Raw genomic sequence first — 23,680 nt, 5'->3', positions numbered from 1 at the left:
AAAGAAAAATACCTATGATCAAAGAAGCAAGAGTAACATACAGTTCAAACTCAGACAAAGAAGATATTAAATTCTGGAGCTCTAAAACTTTTGAAGAAAGACTGGCAGCAGTTCAGGTTTTAAGAGAACAATATATTTCACTATTCAATAAACAAGAAGAATATGATGAAAGCAGAAAAAGACTTCGAAGAGTTTATAGAATTATTAAATAATCATAACGTTAAGTATATGATCGTTGGTGCGTATGCTTTTGCACTTTATGCTAAACCAAGAAATACCGGTGATCTGGATATTTTTATTGAAAGATCGGATGAAAATGCAGACTTAATGATGCAAGTCCTTACTGAGTTTGGGCTGGAATCTTTGAATATTTCTATAGAGGATTTTACAACAGAAGGTAGAGTAATTCAAATTGGCGTTAGCCCGGTAAGGATTGATATTATGAATGTTATTGATGGCGTCAAGTTTAATGAAGCAATAAACCGGACTATAAAAGTTAAGTTCGGTAATTCTTCCGGGAATTTCATTTCTAAGACAGATTTGATTATAAATAAATTAAGCACCAATCGCTTGAAAGATAAAGCGGATGCGGAAGAGCTGCAGCAATCATAATACAATATTTGGATAATTGATTGATCGTGAGAATCCACAAGAATAATGACTTCACTCACCACCTTAATTTTTCTTCATACAATTATGCATTCTACATTAATAATTATACATTCTTGAACAATGTGCGGCATATTCGGTGTAATTAATTTTGATGGAAAACCTGTTGATAAAGAGAAAGTTTTATCAGCACGGGATGTTCTAGCCCATCGCGGACCGGATGATAATGGCATCTACTATTCTAACTGTCACCCTGAGTCCTTCAACAAGTTCAGGACAAGCTCTGTCGAAGGGCAATCATCTGTCGCACTAGCCCACCGAAGACTCTCAATCATCGATCTCTCCCCTGCTGCTCATCAGCCGATGGTTTCTGATGATGGCAGATATGTTATAGTATTTAATGGGGAAATTTTCAATTATCGTGAAATTATAAATTCACAATTAAAAATTAAAAATTTAAGAACTAACAGTGACACTGAAGTTATACTGAAACTATATGAACTAGAAGGACCTGAATGTTTGAATCGCCTCCGCGGAATGTTTGCTTTTGCGATCTGGGATGATAAAGAGAAAAAACTTTTTGCAGCACGTGATCGTTTCGGAATAAAACCATTTTACTACCTTCACAACCATAAAGAATTCATCTTTTCTTCCGAGCTGAAAGCAATTAAGCATTACAAGAATGGATTAACTCTCTCAATGAAAGGAATGGATGCTTTCCTTAGAACCGGTTCTGTTCCTGCTCCTTTAACGATTTACGAGGAGACCAAAGCGTTACTGCCAGGGCACTGGCTCACAATTAACAGTGATCAATTAACAATTAAGAATTATTGGTCGTATTTTGATTTGCTGAATACGAGTCATACTTCGACCGGGCTCAGTATGACAGCAACCGAGTCATTGCGAGGAGCGCAGCGACGAAGCAATCTCAGGTACGATGACGCTACAAAAAATTCAATCCGTAATTCTCTACTAGATACTATCAAAGCCCACATGGTTTCTGATGTTGAAGTCGGTGCTTTTCTTTCAGGCGGAATTGACTCCACTGCAATTGTTTCGCTTATGAGGCAGGTTGGACAGGAAAAGATAAAAACTATCTCAGTCACCTTTCCCGGGCATCCGCTCGATGAATCAAAGTATTCAAATACTGCTGCAAAAAAATACCAGACAGATCATTTTGAATACAGACTGCAGGAAGATGAACTGCTGAATGATTTTGAAAAAATAATCGAAGCAATGGACCAACCGACAATTGACGGCATAAATACTTACTTCGTTTCTAAAGCAGCAGCATCGTTCGGATTAAAAGTTGTGCTCTCCGGTGTTGGCGGTGATGAACTTTTCGGTGGTTATGCGTCATTCGTTAATATTCCAAAATACCATCGAATAAAATCGCTGCCGCTTGCTAAACCGCTTATGAAAGCAGCAGGATTTCTGCTGAACGGAAAACTCCCTGCAAAAGCTATCGAGTATTTTAAAAATCCAAATTCACCAAACTCAGAATACAAGTTGATACGAGGACTTTTCACTGATACAGAACTGCAGGCGTTAGGTTGGCGGTCAGATTCCCGACGCACTTCGTTTGCGGGAATGACAGATTCCAGACAACCTGCCTACCGGACAGGCAGGGCTGGAATGACAGAAGGGGGTGTGCCGTCATTCCGACCCAGTTCGGAATCTGACGGCTCTTCGTCATTCTGGCAAAGTCCAGAATCCGAAATCCAGCATCCAATATCCGGCAACCAAAACCTCTCCCCGCTTCAATACATAAGTATGATGGAGAGTTTTGTTTATATGCGCAACCAACTCTTACGCGACAGCGACGTCTTCAGTATGATGCACTCACTTGAACTGCGTGTGCCTTTTGTGGATCATATGCTATACAGTGCTGTGCTCCCGTATCTCGATGCTGGTTTTGACAAAAACTTTCCGAAAAAAATGCTGGTGGATGCAGTTGGCGATCTGCCGGATGAAATAGTTCACAGACCAAAGCAGGGATTTACTTTCCCGTTTGCAGACTGGATGAAGCGCGGAAAAATTAAGGATGCGATAAATGATTTAACTAATATCGGTAATCCCTTATTTAATCAAACAGTTATGACAGATCTTCTAAATAATTTTGAAGCAGATAAAATCCATTGGTCCAGAATCTGGGCGTTGTTTATTGCTGGTAAGTTTAGTTAGAACTACTACCAACTACTAACTACCAACTACTAACTACTTACTACTCACTACTCACTTCTTGCCTCTCCCCTTTAGCTATCCACTACTAAATACTAACTTTGAACATCCAACTTTGAACTTCTAACTACTAACAACCCACTACCAACCACCTACCACCAACTACCTCCTACCAACCACCTTCTACCAACCACCTCCCACCAACCTACCACCTCCCACCAACCCCTGCTCCCCAAAAACTCTCCGCCCCTTTTCGAAGCGGAGGTTGTGGTGTGCTGTTACGACAGATATACTGAACTTGAATAATGGACCGGGTTTCCTTCTGCATCCAGCGATAAGATTGCAATGAATACCTTTCGATCCTGGTACTTGTCATACAATAATGTTTGCTGACTCGTCAGCTCTGCATTAAAAGTCAACGGAATATTAAGATTCGTTGGAACTTTTTCTGATGATAACCCTATCAATGAGTAAGCACTCACCGATTCATCTATCGGGTTAGACAGAAATTCCACACATGTCATCATTAAATGTGTTTCTCTCATCGGGTCTATTCCCGCCTTTACTCCAATTGGATCGATTATCGCCTGAACACTTGTATTGTTTACCGTATTACCCGTCAACGCAATACCGAATCCATTATCAGGTACGATCTTCAGCAGGTTTGTCACATCTGTGGAGTTTACGTACGAGTAATTCGTCTTCAGTATATAATTGAATGCGCTTACGCCTGCCGGTGTGCCGATAAGCCATAGTGCCTTCAATTCGGGTATACCGTTTATTGAAGAGCTCGTTCTTACCGAAAGAGCAAACCTTGCTCTTCTTGCTACTGATGCTGCATCATCTCCCGGCATAAATGATGACGGTCGCGTTGCAAGGTAATTCTGCCCGTCTCTTTCTCTAAAGACGAGATCTCCTATCGCTCCGCTTATCTTGCCGAGTATGGTTTTTCTTAATTCGGCCATGGTGTTTCTCCTTGTTTTAGTTTAACATATTGATTTAGTTGATTGGAGGGCCCCGTTTCCTTTTCATTTTTTTGCCTCCGCCTGAGATGAATTGAGAGAGAAATTAGAGCGAATTTAAAGCGGAATTAAAGTATAATTAAAGCAAAGTAATTCTTTTCCTGTCTCCATTCTCATTATTAATTTTGTACTGCCTTTTAGTTGAATTGAAAAACTCATTTCATTTTCACTATCCGTTACTATCCTAAGGGAGCGTTTTTCCAGAATATCTTTTTAAAGCAGCTTCGGCAAAATCCGTTCTGATCTTAGTAAGGTATGTTATCACTCAATTTTTTTAAGGGAGATCATACGATGCTTTTACCGTCCCTTATTGTGGAGCTGGATGCACAAAACAGCAGCGCTGAAACTGCCTGCTTCGTAACTGGTAATGATGATCCTCAGCAGGATTCAATTGTTCCTGTCCCCGATGTCTGTCGTGAGCTTTCAAATGTGCTCTCGGCTGAAAAAGATCTGCGTTACCGTCTCGTTTATTATGCGCTTAAAAATATAAGACTCTATTTTTCTGCGGATTCATTTAACAGCCTTACTGCTCACGATGTTGTGCAGATTGTTATCGAAAAGATTCTTACAGGCATCCGCAAATGGAATAAAAGTTTAGTACCCGATATCCGGAAACTCCTCTTTCTTTCCATAAAGAGTTTTATACGCAATGAAAAGGCAAGAGCAAATATTCCTGTGCTGCTGGATATTGATACTATGAAGCCGGTACTGAATGATCACGCAATGGATAATTTTTTAAGTGAAATGCACCTCTGCGATCTGAATAATAATGCCTTTGCGGCTGATATTCATCGACTCGTATCAAAGCTTAAAACGCTTCTTACCGGTGATATCTACGCCTCATTCGTTCTCGATGAAATACTCGAAGGTGCCGGTTCAAATATTGAAATTGCAAAATCTCTTAATATCCCCGTCAGGGATGTTGAGAACGCTAAAAAAAGAATAAGGAATAAATCAGCTAAGCTGATTAAAAATGGTGGTTGAAAAATAAAAAGGAGGAATAATGGAAGCTGATATGGTTGTCAACTTTCTTAATTTCTATATCGATGTCGAAGAGGAAGATCTTTCTTCAGTGCTCGAAGAGCTGCAATCTGCAGGTATTGAGCGCAATGCTGTTGATCAGATGTTCGTGCGTCTCCTGTATAGTTCTGAAATTTGTGCTCAAATAAAAAACAACTCTAATGAGGAAGGAGTTAGCAGTGAGTAGTGATCGGTAATTAGTGAACTGTTGACAGCAGTTAGTTAATGGTTATTTGTTTTTAGTTCTGGTAATTTAGTTTCTAGTTTTGGTTTACCAATCGATGGTTAGGAATAAACTGATCAACGATGACTGGCAACTAATCAACTATAACTACGAACTAATCAACTAACTACTACCTCCTACCTCCTACCTCCTACCCTCATTTCTGTTATTTCTTATTTATATTTGCAGAAATTTATTAAAACATCTTTTTTGATTATAAAATTTGGTATATGAAATTTAAATATCCTGTTTACCAACCTTTCCTAAATGGAAACGAAAAACAATATGTGTTGGAATGCCTGGATTCAACTTGGATATCTTCTAAAGGAAAATTCATAAATGAATTTGAAAAGAAATTCGCTGATTACCTTGGAATCGAATTTGCCGCCAGTGTGAGTAACGGAACAGTTGCGTTACATGTTGCATTGATTGCTTTGGGAATAGGTCCTGGTGACGAAGTTATCGTACCAACTTTTACTTACATCGCAAGTGTAAATAGCATTACTTATACAGGAGCAACACCCGTCTTTGTGGAATCAGACACTTCAACCTGGCAGATGGATATAGCTGATACCCGGAAAAAAATCACTTCTAAAACGAAAGCTATTCTTGCTGTTCATCTATATGGTCATCCCTGTGAAATTGATGAGTTGAGAAAAATTGCAGATGATAATAATCTTTTTCTCATTGAAGATACAGCCGAGGCATTAGGTTCTAAGTATGAAGGAAAAAAAGTTGGTACATTCGGAGATGTTTCTACCTTTAGTTTCTTTGGTAATAAAACCGTTACAACAGGCGAAGGCGGAATGGTCGTTACAAATAGCAAAGATCTACACGAAAAGTGCGTGCATATAAAAGGACAGGGACTGGCAAAGGATGCAGAGTACTGGCATGATATTATCGGGTATAACTATAGAATGACAAATATTTGTGCAGCAATTGGACTAGCACAGCTTGAACGAGTTAATGATATTATAGAATCTAAAAGAGATATTGCGAAGTGGTACAAAGATTATTTAAAAGATTTACCAGTTTTATTTCATGATGAATTAGATAAAAGGTATTTCAGCACCTACTGGATGATAAGCATACTTGTTAAAGATTCAGCTACACGGCAAAACTTAAGAAAGCATCTAGCTGAAAAAGGAATAGAAACTCGACCTGCATTTCACCCTGTGCATACTATGCCTATGTACGTAAAACCAGACTATCAATTTCCTGTAGCAGAGAACCTTGGTGCAAGAGGAATCAATTTACCAAGCTACCCGCAATTGACAAAAGAAGATGTAAAATTCATTTCTAATACGATAAGAAAATTTTATGAACGGGATTAAGATCATCAATTTCCGGAAACTTGAACCTAATGATGCCCAAGCACTCAGTAAATTGATGAACCAGGATACCAAAGATTACAGTCAATATTTTGTGGCGTTTGAATTCGATATAGCTACTATCGAGAGTATTTTGGCAAAAGCGAAAAATGATGTTTATTACGGCGTGTTCTGGGGAGAGGAATTGACCGGCTTTTATATGCTGCGGGGTTTTGATGAAGGTTATTCAATCCCATCATACGGGGTTTATATCAGTTCCCGGTTTAGTGATAAGGGATTAGCAGCATTGACTCTTAGTCATGCTATAAGTACCTGTAAGTTCCTTGGGTGTAAAAAGCTTCGTTTGAAGGTTCATACCGCAAATACCTATGCATTAAAACAGTACGTGAAATTTGGCTTTGTCGAGACCGGCTTTGATGAAAAAATTAATAACATCATAATGCACAGGGACATTTGATTTACAAAATTGAAAAACAAGAATTAAAAAAGAAATAAGAAATGAAAAACTTTAACAAAGATTTACCTGAAGGATTTAAAGAACCGACTGACTTACCGGATAATCCTGAACAAGCTGTTGAGTGGCAGAAAAAAAATAAATCCTGGTGGGAATCTCATCCGATGCGTTATGATTGGAATAATGATATCAAATATGAAGAATTCAGTAAAGATTTTTATAATGACATTGATCAAAGATTTTTTTCCAACTCGAAAGAATTCTTACCGTTTAAAAAAATTCCGTTTGACGCATTAATTGATTTTGAAAATTTAAAAACCAAGGATGTATTGGAAATTGGTGTAGGAAATGGTAGCCATGCTTCACTACTTGCACAATATTCAAAATCATTCACCGGAATTGATCTTACAGAATATGCGATAAAAAGTACTTCCACACGATTCAAAGAATTTGGTTTGCCGGGCACAATAAAAAGAATGGATGCGGAAAAATTAGAATTTAAAAATGAATCGTTTGACTTCGTTTGGTCATGGGGTGTAATCCATCATTCATCGAATACACGTAAAATTCTTGAAGGAATTACACGTGTGTTAAAACCGGGAGGCGAAGCTATAATAATGGTTTACTATAAAAGCTTATGGAGCTATTATTTTGTTAATGGTTTTATTCATGGGATTTTAATGGGTAAGCTTTTTAGTAATCAATCTTTACATAGTTTAAATCAAAATCTAACTGATGGAGCAATAGCAAGATATTACACTGAGAAAGACTGGAGTCAGCTCGTTAGTGATCTATTCAAAATTAAGTCAATTAAAATATTCGGAATAAAAGCAGAAATGTTTCCTATCCCTGCCGGGAAGTTTAAAAACCAAGTAATGAATTCAGTACCAAGTGCTTTAACAAGATATCTTACTAATAACTGTAAGCTTGGAACATTTTTAGTAAGTAAACTAGTAAAATGAGTAGATTTAAAATTTTAATTGACCTGAGATTTTTTCATCCGGGTGCATCAGGTGGAATTGAAAATTATGCTTACTATGCTTTAGACGCAATTAAGGAACTTGATTTAGATATTTTTTTGGAAATTCCTTATGAATCGCTCTCCTTCTATCAAAATCGTTTTCCATTTCTTATCAAAGAAAAATTTATTATTGATCCATTTCAAAAACTTATTTCTCAAATAATATGTTTGCTGACTCTTGGTAAGAAATCTGGGATATGCATAAGAAGGAAAGTGAATAAATATGAAAATAAATTTGATTTTGTGTTTTATCCATTCCATATGCTGAAGCCCTTACACAACAATACAAAGATTATTGCCGTTTTTCATGCCTTTCTACCCGAGACATATGATGAAGAGTTAAGAATTGCATATAGTTTAGTGCCTGCTTCTACTGCACTTATAACCTCCTGGAATTACCCGATGCAGGAATTCTTAAAATTCTTTCCCGAAAGAAAGAGCGATTGGTTTTTAATACCCTTTATCTCTTCACACAATCTTAATGGAAAATCAGAGCAGGTAAATGAGGTAATGAATAAAAAATACTTCCTGTATGTTTCATTTTTCGGTGAAAGAAAAAATCATAAACGTTTGATTGAAGGATATAAGCTAGCACTTGAAAAAAACAGCGATATTCCCCTGCTTGTTCTTGTCGGCGGCGGCAAAAAAGAATACAAGTATGCCATAAGACAAAGAATTAAAGAGCTGAAACTGGATGAGCGGGTTTTGATTTATGATTACCTGCCGGACTCACAGGTAAACTTTCTTTACAAAAACTGTTATGGAGTAATTGCACCTACTTTATGGGAAGCCGCCAGCGGAGCTGTTCTTGAAGGCGTTTATTCTAAAAAGCCTGTTCTCTGCTCGAATGTTCCACCGCTGACTGACTTTGCTGAATACTTTAAATTGCAGATGCAGTTTTTTGATCCTTTGAACATAAACGATATGGCTGATAAAATAATTGAATTCTGTGAAAAGTATGAACACTATAATTCATTCAGCCTTAGCAATGCCGACAAGCTGAAACATATCGGTCACAAACATTACGCTGAAAAGTTCAGCGAAATATTGAACAAATACAAGAACTAATAGCTTTGTTTAAATGAAGTGCATCTTTGTTACAAATAATTTTGTCAAACATCCTTCTGAACACAAAATGTTTAATCCCCTTTCAAGAGTTGTTGATAAAATTATCTTTCTTGGACCGGACAGAGAGCATAAAGCAAATATTCTTGACAGGATATTATGGAAGCTGAACTTTGAAATAGATCATCAAAAGCTGAACAGAAGATTGATAGAATTGTGCGAAAAAGAATCCCCCTGACTTTTGTTTTATCGTAAAAGGGACTTGTCTTCATCCTGATACTCTCAAAAAACTTGGAGATATGCAAATCAAATTGGTTTCCTGGTCGCTGGATGATATGTATGCAAAACATAACAGAACTTTTTATTACGATAATGGACTTAAATATTACGATCTCGTGGTAACAGCCAAATCTTATAATGTGGCTGAACTAAAAAGGCTTGGTGCTAAAAATATCCTCTTCCAGTACCAGGCGTATGATAAGGATTTTCATAAGCCATTTGAAAATTGTAAAGAAAAAATCTGGGATGTTGTTTTTGTGGGTAGTTTTGAGAAAGAAAGATTTGAGAGTATAAAATTTTTAAGTGAGAATGGTATTAAAATTAATGTCTGGGGTCACGGGTGGAATTTTCTTGACAAGAAATATCCTAACATAATTTATATGGGCGGAGAGATATTCAAAGAAGATTTTGCAAAAGCTTTTACCTGCTCAAAAATCTCGTTAAACTTTTTGAGGAAAATAAACCGCGATCTGCATACAAGCAGAAGCATAGAAATACCAGCGTGTAAAGGGTTTATGCTTGCCGAACGTACTGATGAGCATAAAAAACTATTTACAGAAGATAAGGAAGCAGCCTATTTCTCAGAAAATAAAGAGCTGCTGGAAAAAGTTTCTTATTATCTTTCACATGATGATCAAAGAAATAAAATTACCGAAGCAGGATACAAGAGATGCATTAGTTCAAATTACACTTATGATGACAGAGCCAAAGAGATAATTGACAATTTATTTAAAAACTAAAATTAAATGCCCGGCAAATATTCATTAAATCTTATAAAATGGAGCTTGAGAAAAGCTGTACTGCCTATTTCAGACGATGCGTTGGTTCTGGATGTCGGTTCAGGAAGCAATCCACATCCTTCCGCCGATGTTTTACTGGAAAAATTTGTAGATATTACACACCGATACTCTCCTCTTGTAGCTGACAGACCAACAGTATTAGCTGACGCCTGCAAGATGCCATTCAAAGCTAAAGCTTTCGATTATGTAATAGCTTTCGACGTGCTCGAACATATCAATACACCGGAATTGTTCCTGAACGAACTGCAGAGAATAGGAAAGGCTGGCTACATCGAAACTCCGAATGCAGTCTTTGAAAGATTGGTTCCTTACGATGTACATGTTCTCGAAATTATGGATGTTAACGGCGAGCTGATAATTCATAAAAAAGCTTCAGCCAAACCTGATGTATACCTGAACAGCCTTGATATTGTTAAGAAGATCCCTGCATGGAATAAATTCTTCTATAACAATCCTGCACTTTTTCACGTCCGTTATTTCTGGGAGAATGAAATAAAGTACAAAGTCACTAATCCTGAATTGAATGCAGATTGGATAAATAATATCGCGGTTAACCAGAGTGATGTAATTTCAGAAGAGTTTGAGGCAAACGATCTTCGATCTACCGGGTTGAAACTGCTTAGGAAGTACGCAAAAAGTAAAAAGAGAAGGAAAGTAAATTTAAGCGCTCTACTCGCCTGCCCTGAATGTCACAGTGATCTTGCTGAAGATGAAAATTATTTTACCTGCAGCAAATGCAGAGTAAGATATTCAAGAACACCGATACCTGATTTTAATGAAAGCGAAAAGTTCTGATGGTAATAAGCATCTGCATACCGCATTATAACCGTGCTGAATATCTGCTGAAGGTCCTTGACTCGATAATGGAGCAGACGTATACGAATATTGAAGTTATTATATCGGATGACTGCTCAAAAGATGATTCTGAAACAAAAATTCCTGAATACATTAAAAAAGTAACAGAGTCAGGAACTCCTATAAAATTTAAGTACATAAGACAGATTAAGAACTTAGGTTACGATGCAAACCTTCGAGCAAGTCTTGAAGCCGGTTCAGGCGATTATTTATTTATTCTCGGTAACGATGATGGATTGAACGGCCTTGATGCAATTCAAAAACTTTCAGATCATATTAAGCAATTTGACTACCCTGAAGTTACATTCTGCAATTCGATGGAGTACGGAGTTGAGAACAGCACACATTTAAGAACAAATGTAACAGGAGTTTTTGGAAAAGGACCGGAAACTGCGATACAATTATTCAGGTGCTTCAGCTTTGTAGCCGGTATTGCATATAAAAAGGATGCATTCAAAAAATATAACACAAGCAAGCACGATGGTTCGGTCTATTTCCAGATGTATCTTTCAACAAAGATAATATCAGACGGAGGAACAGTAGCCGGGATTAAAGATCCGCTCGTTACAGCTGCAGTTAAAATTGGTGAGCAAAAAGCAAACTCATATATGGATGTACTTAAAGAGAGAAACAAAACCATTCACGAGGAAAGAGGCGGGCTGGACAGAGTATTCAGAGTTACACTCGATGGTGTAAAAGAACATATTCAGCCAGATGAAATAAATTATTTCATCAGGAAAATTTATTCACAACTGTATTTTTATACTTACCCGTTCTGGCTGTATGCGTACAGGAAAGAAGGTGTTTATAAAGCATCGGTTAATTTAGCATTGGGATGCCGACCAACATCACTGGTAAAAAACAATCTGTCGTTCTTTAATTTCTTTCATAGCTGGATTATATTTTTAATAATAACGATTGCAGGATTAATAATTCCTGTTTCATTTGTGGATAATTTCAAAAGCTTCTTTAAAAAGCTTTCCAAACGCACTACTTATAAAATTGCAGATGCAAAGCAATGAGTATAATTCGAAAAATAAAACTCTTACCGAATGCATTTCTAGGATATGACCGCTCCAACCCTTCAAGGAATGGTGAGTATAAGTTCCTGCATTCCTACATTAAAGATAATATGACGATAATTGATGCAGGTGCACATGATGGGACATACGCAGAATATATTTTTAATTTAGTTCCTTCGGTTACTATTCATTGTTTTGAACCAACTGCAAGCGCCTACAAAGAATTGACTGCAAGACTCACAAAAGAAATTAAAGCAGGAAAACTAATTGCAAATAATACAGGCTTAAACACTGAAACCGGCGAGGCAGAGCTGTTTATTTACAATGAGCTTGACCAGAGAAACTCCCTGCATCTGAATCCTGCTCACGAATATGACTCTTCCCTTCTGCACAGGGAAAAAATAATGCTGACAACACTCGATGATTACATTGAAAAGAATAATATCAGCAATGTCGATTTCCTGAAGATCGATGTTGAAGGACACGAAGCAAAAGTAATTGAAGGCGCTTCAAATGCATTGAAGAAGAAAATTATAAGGTGCATACAATTTGAATACAACAACAACTGGGCTGCGGCTGGTTTTTCTTTAGGCAATGTTTTTAACTTATTGGTAAAATTAGGTTATAAGTTTTACAGGCTGACATTCTGGGGAAGATTACCTATTAATAGATTTAAGAATGATTTAGAAAATTTTAAGCACACTAATTACATTGCAATACTTGAAAATTAAATGATGGTTAAACATTAAATTGGCAAGTACAGAGAAAAGAATTTTTAGCGGTGTTGTTGTTGGCTTTATTTCTTTCACACTTGGATTTATTCAAGCTATCCTTCTTGTACCTATACTTCTTTCTTTCTGGGGAAATGAAACTTATGGTATATGGCTCGTTCTTAATGCCGGATACATAATATTGCAGACTTTGGACACCGGACATCAGCAGTACATTGGAAACGAATTTAATATTAACTTCTTCTCTGCCAGAGATAATTTACGCAGTGTTTTAGCTTCAAGCCTGCGTATTGCTTTTATAATTGGAATTTTACAATTACTGATTGTATTGTTTCTATTCCTGAGTAATACATCCCACTTATTTCTTGGACTTGATTTAGTAACTGTTGAAAAAGAATATTTAAGTATCTGTCTGATCTTACTGGTAATTTCATGGATTAGTTCGGGTACATATACATCCATCTTATCAAAATTATTGATACCATACGGTTATTATTCAAAAAGTGTTTGGTGGAATATTTACAACAGATTGGGTGCATTTATCGTTCTTGTGATAATTGCATTTAGCCGAGGCTCGATTTTAGATGCAACGATTGGAATATCAATATTTACGGTAGCATTTAATTTTTTGTTCTTATATCGAATAAAAGTTTTGTTGCCGGATGTATATCCCTGGTGGAAATATGGCAATTGGAAACTGGGCTTCAACAATTTGTTAAAATCTTCGCTGCTTACAATTAGTGGGATCGTTTCCCAGTTTAGTAATAATGGTATAATTATACTCGTAACCTATTTATTCAATGCAGCTGTAGTTCCAGTTTATACAACGCTTCGAACCCTGACAAATTCTGCGGTACAGATAACTAATCTTATTATCCAACCTCTGCAGCCTGATATAGTTAAGTATTATTCAGAGCGCAATACAGAAAAATTACAAATGACATTCAATGCTAATTGGTTTTTCAGTGGCGTTATTGTAAACGTAGGACTGATTTTTATAATTCCGTTTATTGATAATATTTTTAGAATATGGACAAAAGGAATGATCAAATTTGATTTTATACTTTTCCTTTCACTTTCTGCCAGTATATCTGTGATTAACTTTGGTGCGGGGTTGTATAATCTTTTGTATAGCATCAATAGTCTCCGGGAAATAACAATAATTTCATTAACACGTTTTTTTACTTTATTAGTCTTTTCCTTCTATTTAACGGGATATTTTGGACTCGCTGGTGTTGGAATAGCTGTTCTTTTGAGTGAAATAATTTGTTCTGTTTTGCTTCCACATTATTTTACGAACAAAATTCTAAAAGTTTTTCAAGGGAAATTAAAAGCGTATTATCTTGCACTAATTGCTCCGTTTATTCTTACGCTATATTTAATAATTGAGTTATATGGCATTCATTTTAATTTTTTAGTTTGGGGAATTGCCTTATCCATAACTGTATTAGTTTATATTTTTCATTGGAGAATGTTAAACGAAGAGATCAAAATTAGAATAAAGGATTTATTCAGTAATTTGTTAAGCAATTCTAGATGATTAAGACAAATAAAAATAATTTCAAATCAATTTATTTCTTTTCATTCATCTTTTTCTTCATTTTAATTTTAGACTTCATTGATATACCTTCAATCTCTTTTATTATTAAAAACATTTTTCTGATTTTATTCGTTTCTTATCAGATACTCTCTTATAAAAAAAATAATCCTGAACGCTGGCTCTTAAATCCAGCTGTACTTGCCTCAATTTTTACATTTTTAGTTGGGTTTTCAATCACAAACTACATTTTTTTTATTCCCGAAACAGAAGCAAATAAATTACTTTACAAGCAACTTGGTGCAGATCCGTTCGCTCAACTTAACTATACAATGTCATTTGTAATTCTTTCTGCCATAGTAATGTGGGGTGGTTATCACTCCAGACTCGGTGATAGATTTTACAATTTTCTCCAAGTTAAGCCACTTGGAATAAATAAATATTTCCGGAAAGAGTTGAAACCTAATATGCCTGTCATCATTACGCTAATTGTAATTAGTGTGTTAGCAAGGTTGTACGCTATCCAGATTGGAATTTACGGTTATGCTCAATCAGATAAAGCACTTTCTGAGAATATCGCTTTCGCTTTCATTATTGATGCAGCAGGTCAATTAATAAATTTTTCTTTAATCCTCGTTGCTATAAAATTCTTTAAGGAAGGATTCAATTTTAATTACAGAATAATGCTTGCATTAATTGTCCTCATCGAAATTTATTTTGGTGTGATAAGTGGGTTAAAATCAGCCGTAATATTTCCAGTTGCAATACTATTCATTTGCTATTACTTTATTCATAAAAAATTTCATAAGGGATTTGTTGCAGCCACATTTTTTTTATTGTTTGCAGCATATATGATCATAGAACCTTTTAGGATAATAAGAATGCAGGACGTGAATTTCCAAAGTACACCTGGATATATTGCAAGCAGTATTGTAGATGCATATACACTAAACAAAAGCAGAAAAATAATTTACGGCGATGAGGATATTTTCTCAAGTATAGTACAAAGAATCAATTTTTTATTACCTGCTGCAAAGGCAATTGATTTTGCAGATAATACGGGTTTAGATTCGCAATCACCTGACTTTTTAGAAAAAATTTATACTGTACCACTTCAAGCATTTATTCCCCGATTATTTTGGCAAAGTAAACCTCTCGCTGATCTTGGAAGATGGTTCTCTGTTGTTGTTTGGGGCAGTACTCCTTTAACATCGGTTGCAATGACACCAATTGGCTTTTTATACTTCACAGGTGGTTTAGTTGCTATCATCATAGGTTTTTTCGTTTTTGGTGTTATGCAACGTGTATTATGGAATTTTTTCCTTAGAGGTGGCGGCCAATTACTGATTTATTTTGGATTTCTTTCCTCGGTAGTATTAATTGATAGCGCCGTTAACTCCACACTCGTAAATTGGTTACGTAATTTTCCGATTATATTAATTATTCAGTCGTTTTTACTTAAAAAATAATTGAAGTTTGTTAGGTAACTACTTGAATATCAATTTCGTCTCTCCCTCATTCTTTCCTTCCACTTTTTATGGCGGTCCTATCTATTCAACTTTGGAATTAGCAAAAGTATTAAATAAGCAAGGTGTTGGTGTATTGGTTATAACTACTAATGCTAATGGTAATGAAAAATTAAAAATTAAAACCGGTGTGTTTCATAAATTAGATAATGAACTGTCTGTTAAATATTATAAATCGCTGGACTCAAGGGGCACTTCACTATCAATGCTTTTCAATTTATACAAAGAGCTTAAAAGTTCTAATATAGTTTATCTCGTTTCAATATTTTCAGCACCTACACCATTCACCATCTTTATCAGCAGGTTATTAAAAAAACCTTTAATTATTGCACCAAAAGGCCAGCTCGGCAAATGGTGTTTGGAACAAGGCAATCCATTTAAAAAACTCTGGCTTCATACATTCATACAGCCATACATTAAGCATTTGCATTGGCACCTCGCTTCCACCGCCGAGGAACAAGCGGTACTGGCTGTTTATCCTTCCGCTAAAACATTTGTTATACCCAATGGAGTAAGCCCGGATCTCTTTCAATTAAATGAAAAGAAAAAAGACAAAACATTTTTTAATAAGTATTGCGGATTTGATTGTTCAAACAAAAAAATAATTGTATCGATGGGCAGGCTTCACGAGGTAAAAGGATTTGATATACTGATTGAAGCAATAAGTAAAGTGTTAAAAGAGGCAAAGGATAAAGGAAAAAGTGAAGACATAGTATTGTTAATTGCGGGGGAGGATTTTGGTGAAAAAAAGAAGCTTGAACAGTTAATTGATAAATTAGGTCTGAAAGAAAAAGTATTTTTGATCGGAAGGATTGAAGGATCGGAAAAGATTGAATTCTTGAGGAATGCAGATGTGTTTGCATTGGCTTCGCATCACGAAAATTTCGGGATGTCTTATGCAGAAGCTCTTGCTGCAGAGACTCCGGTAGCTGCCAGTACAAATACCCCGTGGCAAGAAGTTCAAATACACAACTGCGGAAAATGGGTTGAGAATACTCCGGAGAAATTTGCAGATGCAATAAATGAAATATTGGAATCAGATCCTGCACAGATGGGAAAAAATGGAAGTCAATTTATTATGGATAATTTTAGCTGGGAAAAGCTATCAAAACAAATTTTAGAAAATCTTGAAAGGCTGGTATATGCAAAGTAATTCTCCTATTACTTTGATCATATTAACTTTCAACGAGGAAAAGCAGATCGAACGCTGCATCCGCAGTGTAAAAGAAATCTGTGATGAGATTTTTATAATTGATTCTTTTTCTACAGACAGTACAGTTAGGATAGCTGAAAGTATGGGTGCTAAAGTTTTTCAAAAGGAATGGATGAATAACCACGCTAGGCAATTCAACTGGGGATTAGAAAACCTCCCGATAAAAACGGAGTGGGTATTAAGACTCGATGCAGATGAATATCTTACTCCGGAACTTTCAAATGAGATCACTCAAAAGCTTTCCACTCTCAATAAAGCTATTTCAGGTGTAATTCTTAAAAGAAGAGTCTACTTTATGGACAGGTGGATTAAGCACGGTGGCTACTACCCTACCTACCTTCTCCGTCTATGGCGTTACAACTCCGGCAAGTATGAAGAAAGATGGATGGACGAACACGTAAAGCTTGAACACGGCAGAACGATAACTTTCCAAAATGATATTGTTGATGACAACTTAAACAACCTTACCTGGTGGACGGACAAGCATAGCAACTACGCCACGAGAGAAGCAATTGACCTGCTTAACATTAAGTATAAATTCTTAACGTCCGTTTCAATCAATGCAGAACTTTCTCAGCATCAGGATAAAAGAAAGCGATGGCTGAAAGAAAACTTCTATACCTATTTACCTCTATTCCTCAGACCATTTCTCTACTTCATCTACCGTTACATCTTCAGACTAGGTTTCCTTGATGGCATTCCCGGACTCATCTGGCATTTCCTTCAGGGTTTCTGGTACCGCTTCTTAGTCGATGCAAAAGTTTATGACATTGAACTCATTGTAAGGAAAGAGAACAAGTCGATTCCCGAAGTAATAAAAGAATATTATGGGATAGAATTGTAATATGGAAATGAATTATTAGTTAGTTGAACATTCAAGAGAAAAACTGATAAGATGCTTTTTAATTCATTTGAATTTGCGATATTCTTACCAATTGTTTTTACCCTCTACTGGTTGGCCTTTCACCGGGATTTAAAAATTCAAAATCTTTTTCTACTGATTGCAAGCTATATTTTTTATGGATGGTGGGACTGGAGATTTTTATTTCTTCTGTTTTTTATATCCGCATCAAATTATACAATAGCAATACTGGTTCAAAATAAAGAGAATAAATCTTTTAGTAAGTTTATTTTTATTGTGGGGCTGCTGATAAACCTGGGCACACTGGTTCTATTTAAATATTTCAATTTCTTTATTGACGGCTTTTCTGAAATAATAAATTTATTCGGCTTAAACTTTAACATTACTACCCTGCAAATAATACTTCCGCTCGGTATCAGTTTTTATATTTTTCTATCAATCAGCTATATAATCGATGTGTATCAAGGTAAGCTAATTGCAGCAAGAAATTTAATAGATGTGTTACTAACGCTTAGCTTTTTTCCTATAATTCTTGCCGGCCCGATACATCGTCCGGTTAATCTGCTTCCGCAGATACAAACTATTCGCAGATTTAATTACACACTTGCTACAGACGGATTAAGACAAATACTCTGGGGATTATTTATGAAGATTGTGATAGCGGATCAGTGTGCTAATTATGTCGATACCATATTCAGTAATTCGGATACATATACGGGAAGCACACTGCTAACAGGTATTTTCCTTTTCACAATTCAGATATATGCAGATTTCGGCGGATACTCTAATATTGCAATTGGTATTGGAAAGTTACTTGGTTTTAATCTAATGCAAAATTTTGCTTATCCATATTTTGCCCGGGACATAAGAGAATTTTGGAGAAGATGGCATATATCTCTCACAACGTGGTTCAGAGATTACATTTTTCTTCCAGTTGCCTACTTACTCACAAGAAAAATTCAATTCACTAGAATTTTGGGGATAAAAAAAGATTGGTTCATTTATGTTATAAGCATTACCCTAACATGGCTTTTAACTGGCTTGTGGCATGGTGCTAATTATACTTTCATTGTCTGGGGCATTCTGCATGGGTTACTTCTTTTAATTAATAGGATAATTAATAAACCAAGAAAGAGGTTAATCAAGAAATTTGATCTAAGAGAAAGCAATACTTCATTGATAATCATCGAGACACTCTCAACTTTTATCATCGTTATGTTTACCTGGATATTTTTTAGAGCAGATAGCATTACCCACGCTTTGGATTACATCTCTGGAATTTTTTCCGCTTCAATATTTACTGCACCAAGTTTTCCGGATATCGAAAATGCATTAGTGACAGTTATTTTTATTCTCGTCTTTATGACTGTGGAATGGTTTGGACGAGGACAGCAATATGCTATTGCTGATATATGGCTTAAATGGAAACTACCGGCAAGATATGCTATTTATTATTTGATGGTCATTACAATTTTATGGTTCAGCGGCAAGGAACAGCAATTTATTTATTTTCAATTTTAATTTTACGATGACACTAAAAATCTTCATAAAGAAGACTATACTTTTTTTCTCATTTCTATTATCGATAGTTATTGCTGCCTTCATTCTTCTTAATCTTTATCACGAATTGTTCTTAAATGAAGTTAGACTAAACAGTAACATTAATACTGTATTCATTGGTGATTCGCATATTCAAACTGCGATTGATGATAGATTAATTGAAAATAGCATAAATATATCTTCAACGGCTGAATCCTATTATTATTCTTACTACAAACTAAGACGGTATCTTTCATCAAACCCTCAAATCAAACGAATCTATTTGGGTTTTAGCTATCATAATTTTTCCAATTACTACGATGATTATATAAACGGGAAGCATTCAGTTAATGTAACATCGGGCTTCTTTTTTGTACTTCCCATTGCAGAACGAATCAAATGTTTAACCTGGAATGCACATCAGCCTATTATTTATTTAAAGAAGATTTTCACCTCAGATATATCAAAGCTTCTAAAAATTGAACATGAGGGATATATTAATAACTTCAAAAATGTTAGTGCATCGGAAGAGGAAATGAATAAGAAGTTAGCAGATCAGTACTACTCTAATGGTAAAGTGAATGGATATTCAAACATAAATTTAGATTATTTGGATAGGATTATAGCTCTTTGCAAAGAAAATAAAATAGAATTAATCTTTTTATCAACTCCCCTTCACCCATATTATAGAGAGCGTATACCGGATGTTTTCCGTAAAAAGTACAATGAACTAAAAGAATCAAAAAAAATAAAGTTGGTTGACTTAAGCACATTTTCTTTACCAATTGATTGTTATATCCCGGATGGTGTTCACGTTTCGCAAAGAGGTTCAGTTATTATTTCGGAGCTATTACAGGAATACCAATCATTAAATGATATTGATAAACAATGATTATTAAATTAAGTGAGTTAATTTGTATCTGTGTGTAATATTCCTGGATATTCTTCAATCATTAATAAACATTATGATGTGAAAAGATCTTTTGAGCTTCATAAACCAAATATTTATTGATTTAAAAGGCATTAAGAATATTTGCAGTATGTATGCTGCGATCAAGTGGTTAATATTTGTTTTCATCACGTTACCCAAATGTATAAGAGAAAGAAATCTTCAGCCAGCAGACAGGTTATTTGGTGAAGGACCGATCAGTGTTAATGGAAATTACGGAAAAGTTAAGCTTAGTGGCGGGCAGGTATTCAGCAGCATTAGGGAAATCTGGGTTCGCAAAGTTTATTTGAAAGATGATTTTGTCATAATTCCTGATGAAGGAATATTAGTGGATCTTGGTGCAAACGTTGGAAGTTTTACAATGCAGGCTCTTTCTAACAGTAGAAGCTGCAAAGTGATTGCAGTAGAACCTAATGCTGAGTTTAATAGATTATTTTTGCGTCAGATTGAATTAAATAATTTTACAACCCGGGTTACATTGCAAAGATATTTTATAGGATCATCCTCAGAAACACAAATGGAAATGTTAAAAAGTTCAGAGATATTTGGTGCAGAATTTATCTCTCAACAGAAATTTATTGAATTGAACAATCTGCAAAGCATTGATTTCCTGAAATGTGATATTGAAGGAAGCGAATTTGATTTTATAAACGATACTTCCCTGCTGGAAATAACAAAACAGCTTGCAATTGAGATTCACGATCACGCTGGTGACAGAAAGAAATTTATTTCAAGATTACAAGAGCTTGGCTTTGAAATTGGTCCGATCAGAAATGATAAAGATGGGTGTATTTTATCAGCTAGAAGGAATATTTAGTTGAGTAAAAAAACTTCCGTAACAACAATTTTAGCTTCAGTAATATTATCATTTGTCTTCCTCCAATTATTTTTTGGCAAAACGGAGAAGACAAAATTTGAAGAGCTTGCATTAGGTGTGGAAACATCATCGTTTTTCCCCCGTATCAGCAGTCATCCAATTCATATTGCCGGACTTGACAGTCTTGACAGTTTTATTGAAGGATGGAAAAGCAGAGGGCAAAAAGATTTGATCCTGTGGCTAGGAAATTCTCAGCTTCACGGTATTAACCAATTCAAAGAAGGTGATAATACTTCACCCGGTTACTTCTACAATTATCTTAAGAATACAGATTTTGATCTTTTAGCTTTCAGCCTGCCAAATGCAAATCTGCAGGAACACTATCTGTTGTTTGAATACCTGAAATCAATTCTTCCGGTTAAAGAATTAATTCTTGGTATCTGCTTTGACGATTTAAGAGAAGCAAGCATAAGGCATGATCTTGCAGGAATATTCAGCGATGCGGGAACGATTAAAGCACTTGGCAATACACAAACCGGTTTAAAGATACTGAATAATAACTCACAGCATCTTTCAGAACCGGATGATCTTGCGGCATTGAATGAAACAGTTCAGGAATACACCGAAATAAGGTTAAATAATTGGCTCAATAACAATGTGGAATTGTGGAATTCAAGACCTCAAATAAGAGGACATCTATTTAATCAGTTGTATCTTTTAAGAAACAATGTTTTCAACATAAATCCATCTTCAGTAAGAAAGATGATAAAGAGCCGTTATCATGATAATATGCTGGCTCTTTCCGCGATTTATTCAGCTGCTAATGCATCTAACATTAAAACTTATTCATACATTCTGCCTATTCGTAATGACGTAGCATTACCATATGACATAAATGAGTATGAAAACTTTAAAATAAGTTTGGATTCATTAAATACTTCCACTGATAATGTTTTATTCAATTTTGAAAGTATAGTCCCCGCAAAATTCTGGGGAACAAAGGATGCCACAACGTTTGGTGGTGAGAAGGAACTGGACTTTATGCATTTCCAGTCTGCGGGGCATAAAATTTTAGCTGATTCTTTATGGAGAAATATCAGATTATTAAATGACTGGAGCCAACGGTGATATTTAACTCAGTAACCTTCCTGATTTTTTTAATAATCGTAGTATCACTTTACTGGGTTCTTCCGCAAAAAGGTCGTGTCTACCTGTTATTCGTCAGCAGCTATTTGTTCTATGGTTTCTGGCGATGGGAATTTTTATCTCTGCTTATAATTAGTACTCTGGTAAGTTATTTGGCAGGTATTCAAATAAATGCAGTATCAAAAAAATCGCAAAAGAAATTTTACCTCTTATTAAGCTTTGTTATTAATCTTGGACTTTTAGCTTACTTCAAATATCTGTTCTTTATCATCGACAATCTTAATTCTGCTGCCAGTCTTTTTGGGACAGATGTGAGTATTCCTTATTTCAATATCATCTTACCACTGGGTATAAGCTTTTATACATTTCAGACATTGAGTTACGCTATAGACGTGTATCGTAATACAATAATGCCAGAAAGAAATTTTGTAGTATATGCAACTTACATTTCATTTTTCCCACAGCTGGTTGCTGGTCCAATATTAAGAGCCGGACAGGTTATTGATCAGTTAAAAGTAAAAAGGATTTTTGACCTGGGTAATTTAAGTATTGGTTTGAGAAGAGTGCTGTATGGTTTATTCCTGAAGGTCGTGTTCGCAGATAATATTGCCCCTCTGGTTGATGATAGTTTTGCACAGCAAATTAACTTTTTAAGTGCTATAGATGTATGGACGATGGCATTTCTATTTGGTCTTCAAATTTATTTTGACTTCAGCGCTTACTCACACATTGCGATCGGTAGTGCAAAGATGCTCGGTATATCATTTCCTGAGAATTTTCATTATCCATATCTGGCGCCGTCACCAAAAGAATTCTGGAACCGATGGCATATATCATTATCTACCTGGTTCAGAGATTATGTGTTTCTTCCATTGGCTTATCCCCTCTCAAGAAAATTTTCCGATAAAAAATATTTAGGATTACGATCGGATATAATTGTTTACGGATCAGCAATTCTTGTGACTTTCTTGTTATGCGGTCTTTGGCATGGTGCCAACTGGACTTTTGTATTTTGGGGGTTTTGGCATGCTGTATTGCTTATAGCTTATAGAATAACATCTAAAATGAAACTTAAGATTTCAAAGAATGTTAAAGGTGTTATTGGCTGGATGTTCACATTATCATTTTCAATGCTGGCGTGGATTCCCTTCCGCACCCATAACCTCAACGATACATTTGTAATGCTTGGCAAAGTGTTTACTCCTTCTGCTTATAGTTTTCTTGGCTTAAGAGAAAATACTTATTTGATTACAGGTGTACTTATGCTATCTGTAATTATATCTTTTTTTGTTTCAAAGAAATTTAACCCGTGGCTTCAGTCGAGAAAAATAATTTACCCGGTGATAGAAACAGTACAACTGGTGATTATTATTATTCTGGTTTTTACTTTCTTAAGACCGATTAATCAGTTTATATATTTTCAGTTCTAAGCGTTTGATGTAAACAAAATAGGTAGATAGTGAAATTTTGTTATTGGT

The 23,680-nt window shown here is 35.5% G+C and carries 24 protein-coding genes; 23 read left to right on the top strand and 1 reads right to left on the bottom strand.

Going from position 1 to position 23,680, the window contains the following annotated elements; translation table 11 throughout:
• Nucleotides 1-14: 14 nt before the first annotated feature.
• The 3 genes from IPM14_15020 to asnB all read left to right on the top strand — a co-directional run bounded on the left by IPM14_15020 (nucleotide 15) and on the right by asnB (nucleotide 2,793).
• Nucleotides 15-212, top strand: coding sequence for a hypothetical protein (locus tag IPM14_15020; protein MBK9099395.1), 198 nt, complete (start codon nucleotides 15-17; stop codon nucleotides 210-212).
• Nucleotides 166-612: a nucleotidyltransferase gene (locus IPM14_15015; protein ID MBK9099394.1), complete on the top strand. Its 447-nt coding sequence runs from the start codon at nucleotides 166-168 to the stop codon at nucleotides 610-612. The genes IPM14_15020 and IPM14_15015 overlap by 47 nt, the downstream gene beginning before the upstream one ends.
• A 120-nt stretch (nucleotides 613-732) precedes the next feature.
• The gene (gene asnB / locus IPM14_15010) at nucleotides 733-2,793 is read left to right on the top strand and encodes an asparagine synthase (glutamine-hydrolyzing) (protein MBK9099393.1); all 2,061 of its coding nucleotides are present in this window, start codon (nucleotides 733-735) and stop codon (nucleotides 2,791-2,793) included.
• A 275-nt stretch (nucleotides 2,794-3,068) separates the two neighbouring features.
• Here asnB and IPM14_15005 read toward each other — a convergent pair whose 3' ends face one another.
• Complete coding sequence (locus IPM14_15005) at nucleotides 3,069-3,755, bottom strand: hypothetical protein (GenBank protein ID MBK9099392.1); 687 nt, start codon at nucleotides 3,753-3,755, stop codon at nucleotides 3,069-3,071.
• A 348-nt stretch (nucleotides 3,756-4,103) separates the two neighbouring features.
• On the opposite strand from IPM14_15005, the gene IPM14_15000 reads away from it, so the two are divergent.
• From IPM14_15000 to IPM14_14905, 20 genes are all read left to right on the top strand, one after another.
• The gene (locus tag IPM14_15000; GenBank protein MBK9099391.1) at nucleotides 4,104-4,796 is read left to right on the top strand and encodes a sigma-70 family RNA polymerase sigma factor; all 693 of its coding nucleotides are present in this window, start codon (nucleotides 4,104-4,106) and stop codon (nucleotides 4,794-4,796) included.
• Between the two features lie 19 nt (nucleotides 4,797-4,815).
• Nucleotides 4,816-5,019 (top strand): hypothetical protein, encoded by a 204-nt coding sequence (locus tag IPM14_14995; GenBank protein ID MBK9099390.1) that lies wholly within the window; start codon nucleotides 4,816-4,818, stop codon nucleotides 5,017-5,019.
• Between the two features lie 266 nt (nucleotides 5,020-5,285).
• A complete protein-coding gene (locus tag IPM14_14990; GenBank protein MBK9099389.1) occupies nucleotides 5,286-6,389 on the top strand; it encodes a DegT/DnrJ/EryC1/StrS family aminotransferase in 1,104 nt (367 codons plus the stop codon).
• Complete coding sequence (locus IPM14_14985; GenBank protein MBK9099388.1) at nucleotides 6,376-6,843, top strand: GNAT family N-acetyltransferase; 468 nt, start codon at nucleotides 6,376-6,378, stop codon at nucleotides 6,841-6,843. Before IPM14_14990 ends, IPM14_14985 begins: the two co-directional genes overlap by 14 nt.
• A 41-nt stretch (nucleotides 6,844-6,884) precedes the next feature.
• Nucleotides 6,885-7,802 carry a class I SAM-dependent methyltransferase gene (locus IPM14_14980; GenBank protein MBK9099387.1) on the top strand — a complete coding sequence of 306 codons (918 nt, stop codon included), beginning with the start codon at nucleotides 6,885-6,887 and terminating at the stop codon, nucleotides 7,800-7,802.
• Complete coding sequence (locus tag IPM14_14975) at nucleotides 7,799-8,929, top strand: glycosyltransferase (GenBank protein ID MBK9099386.1); 1,131 nt, start codon at nucleotides 7,799-7,801, stop codon at nucleotides 8,927-8,929. The genes IPM14_14980 and IPM14_14975 overlap by 4 nt, the downstream gene beginning before the upstream one ends.
• Nucleotides 8,930-8,996: 67 nt before the next feature.
• Nucleotides 8,997-9,164 (top strand): hypothetical protein, encoded by a 168-nt coding sequence (locus tag IPM14_14970; GenBank protein ID MBK9099385.1) that lies wholly within the window; start codon nucleotides 8,997-8,999, stop codon nucleotides 9,162-9,164.
• 61 nt (nucleotides 9,165-9,225) lie between these two features.
• Nucleotides 9,226-9,945 (top strand): glycosyltransferase, encoded by a 720-nt coding sequence (locus IPM14_14965; GenBank protein MBK9099384.1) that lies wholly within the window; start codon nucleotides 9,226-9,228, stop codon nucleotides 9,943-9,945.
• Between the two features lie 6 nt (nucleotides 9,946-9,951).
• Nucleotides 9,952-10,800 (top strand): methyltransferase domain-containing protein, encoded by an 849-nt coding sequence (locus IPM14_14960; GenBank protein MBK9099383.1) that lies wholly within the window; start codon nucleotides 9,952-9,954, stop codon nucleotides 10,798-10,800.
• A complete protein-coding gene (locus IPM14_14955) occupies nucleotides 10,800-11,882 on the top strand; it encodes a glycosyltransferase family 2 protein (GenBank protein MBK9099382.1) in 1,083 nt (360 codons plus the stop codon). The genes IPM14_14960 and IPM14_14955 overlap by 1 nt, the downstream gene beginning before the upstream one ends.
• Nucleotides 11,879-12,613 (top strand): FkbM family methyltransferase, encoded by a 735-nt coding sequence (locus tag IPM14_14950; protein ID MBK9099381.1) that lies wholly within the window; start codon nucleotides 11,879-11,881, stop codon nucleotides 12,611-12,613. Before IPM14_14955 ends, IPM14_14950 begins: the two co-directional genes overlap by 4 nt.
• A 19-nt stretch (nucleotides 12,614-12,632) precedes the next feature.
• Entirely contained in the window at nucleotides 12,633-14,153 is a 1,521-nt protein-coding gene (locus IPM14_14945) for a hypothetical protein (GenBank protein ID MBK9099380.1), read from the top strand.
• The gene (locus tag IPM14_14940; GenBank protein ID MBK9099379.1) at nucleotides 14,150-15,619 is read left to right on the top strand and encodes a hypothetical protein; all 1,470 of its coding nucleotides are present in this window, start codon (nucleotides 14,150-14,152) and stop codon (nucleotides 15,617-15,619) included. The genes IPM14_14945 and IPM14_14940 overlap by 4 nt, the downstream gene beginning before the upstream one ends.
• Before the next feature lie 22 nt (nucleotides 15,620-15,641).
• Nucleotides 15,642-16,829, top strand: a complete 1,188-nt coding sequence (locus IPM14_14935) for a glycosyltransferase (GenBank protein MBK9099378.1) — start codon at nucleotides 15,642-15,644, stop codon at nucleotides 16,827-16,829.
• Complete coding sequence (locus IPM14_14930) at nucleotides 16,819-17,733, top strand: glycosyltransferase family 2 protein (GenBank protein ID MBK9099377.1); 915 nt, start codon at nucleotides 16,819-16,821, stop codon at nucleotides 17,731-17,733. The genes IPM14_14935 and IPM14_14930 overlap by 11 nt, the downstream gene beginning before the upstream one ends.
• Nucleotides 17,734-17,784: 51 nt before the next feature.
• Nucleotides 17,785-19,272 (top strand): MBOAT family protein, encoded by a 1,488-nt coding sequence (locus IPM14_14925; GenBank protein MBK9099376.1) that lies wholly within the window; start codon nucleotides 17,785-17,787, stop codon nucleotides 19,270-19,272.
• 7 nt (nucleotides 19,273-19,279) lie between these two features.
• Nucleotides 19,280-20,182, top strand: a complete 903-nt coding sequence (locus IPM14_14920; GenBank protein MBK9099375.1) for a hypothetical protein — start codon at nucleotides 19,280-19,282, stop codon at nucleotides 20,180-20,182.
• Nucleotides 20,183-20,273: 91 nt separating this feature from the next.
• Nucleotides 20,274-21,056, top strand: a complete 783-nt coding sequence (locus IPM14_14915) for an FkbM family methyltransferase (protein MBK9099374.1) — start codon at nucleotides 20,274-20,276, stop codon at nucleotides 21,054-21,056.
• A complete protein-coding gene (locus IPM14_14910) occupies nucleotides 21,057-22,184 on the top strand; it encodes a hypothetical protein (GenBank protein MBK9099373.1) in 1,128 nt (375 codons plus the stop codon).
• Nucleotides 22,181-23,632 carry an MBOAT family protein gene (locus tag IPM14_14905; GenBank protein MBK9099372.1) on the top strand — a complete coding sequence of 484 codons (1,452 nt, stop codon included), beginning with the start codon at nucleotides 22,181-22,183 and terminating at the stop codon, nucleotides 23,630-23,632. Before IPM14_14910 ends, IPM14_14905 begins: the two co-directional genes overlap by 4 nt.
• Nucleotides 23,633-23,680 lie beyond the last annotated feature (48 nt).

Source organism: bacterium (genome assembly GCA_016716565.1).
Classification (GTDB): domain Bacteria; phylum Bacteroidota; class Ignavibacteria; order Ignavibacteriales; family Ignavibacteriaceae; genus IGN2.
This window is presented reverse-complemented; position numbering and strand designations above follow the sequence as displayed.

Excerpts from the sequence above, each read along its gene's own strand:
- IPM14_15020 (MBK9099395.1), top strand. The coding sequence starts at position 15 with ATGATCAAAGAAGCAAGAGTAACATACAGTTCAAACTCAGACAAAGAA.
- IPM14_15015 (MBK9099394.1), top strand. The coding sequence starts at position 166 with ATGAAAGCAGAAAAAGACTTCGAAGAGTTTATAGAATTATTAAATAAT.
- asnB (MBK9099393.1), top strand. The coding sequence starts at position 733 with ATGTGCGGCATATTCGGTGTAATTAATTTTGATGGAAAACCTGTTGAT.
- IPM14_15005 (MBK9099392.1), bottom strand. The coding sequence starts at position 3,755 with ATGGCCGAATTAAGAAAAACCATACTCGGCAAGATAAGCGGAGCGATA.
- IPM14_15000 (MBK9099391.1), top strand. The coding sequence starts at position 4,104 with ATGCTTTTACCGTCCCTTATTGTGGAGCTGGATGCACAAAACAGCAGC.
- IPM14_14995 (MBK9099390.1), top strand. The coding sequence starts at position 4,816 with ATGGAAGCTGATATGGTTGTCAACTTTCTTAATTTCTATATCGATGTC.
- IPM14_14990 (MBK9099389.1), top strand. The coding sequence starts at position 5,286 with ATGAAATTTAAATATCCTGTTTACCAACCTTTCCTAAATGGAAACGAA.
- IPM14_14985 (MBK9099388.1), top strand. The coding sequence starts at position 6,376 with ATGAACGGGATTAAGATCATCAATTTCCGGAAACTTGAACCTAATGAT.
- IPM14_14980 (MBK9099387.1), top strand. The coding sequence starts at position 6,885 with ATGAAAAACTTTAACAAAGATTTACCTGAAGGATTTAAAGAACCGACT.
- IPM14_14975 (MBK9099386.1), top strand. The coding sequence starts at position 7,799 with ATGAGTAGATTTAAAATTTTAATTGACCTGAGATTTTTTCATCCGGGT.
- IPM14_14970 (MBK9099385.1), top strand. The coding sequence starts at position 8,997 with ATGTTTAATCCCCTTTCAAGAGTTGTTGATAAAATTATCTTTCTTGGA.
- IPM14_14965 (MBK9099384.1), top strand. The coding sequence starts at position 9,226 with ATGCAAATCAAATTGGTTTCCTGGTCGCTGGATGATATGTATGCAAAA.
- IPM14_14960 (MBK9099383.1), top strand. The coding sequence starts at position 9,952 with ATGCCCGGCAAATATTCATTAAATCTTATAAAATGGAGCTTGAGAAAA.
- IPM14_14955 (MBK9099382.1), top strand. The coding sequence starts at position 10,800 with ATGGTAATAAGCATCTGCATACCGCATTATAACCGTGCTGAATATCTG.
- IPM14_14950 (MBK9099381.1), top strand. The coding sequence starts at position 11,879 with ATGAGTATAATTCGAAAAATAAAACTCTTACCGAATGCATTTCTAGGA.
- IPM14_14940 (MBK9099379.1), top strand. The coding sequence starts at position 14,150 with ATGATTAAGACAAATAAAAATAATTTCAAATCAATTTATTTCTTTTCA.
- IPM14_14930 (MBK9099377.1), top strand. The coding sequence starts at position 16,819 with ATGCAAAGTAATTCTCCTATTACTTTGATCATATTAACTTTCAACGAG.
- IPM14_14925 (MBK9099376.1), top strand. The coding sequence starts at position 17,785 with ATGCTTTTTAATTCATTTGAATTTGCGATATTCTTACCAATTGTTTTT.
- IPM14_14920 (MBK9099375.1), top strand. The coding sequence starts at position 19,280 with ATGACACTAAAAATCTTCATAAAGAAGACTATACTTTTTTTCTCATTT.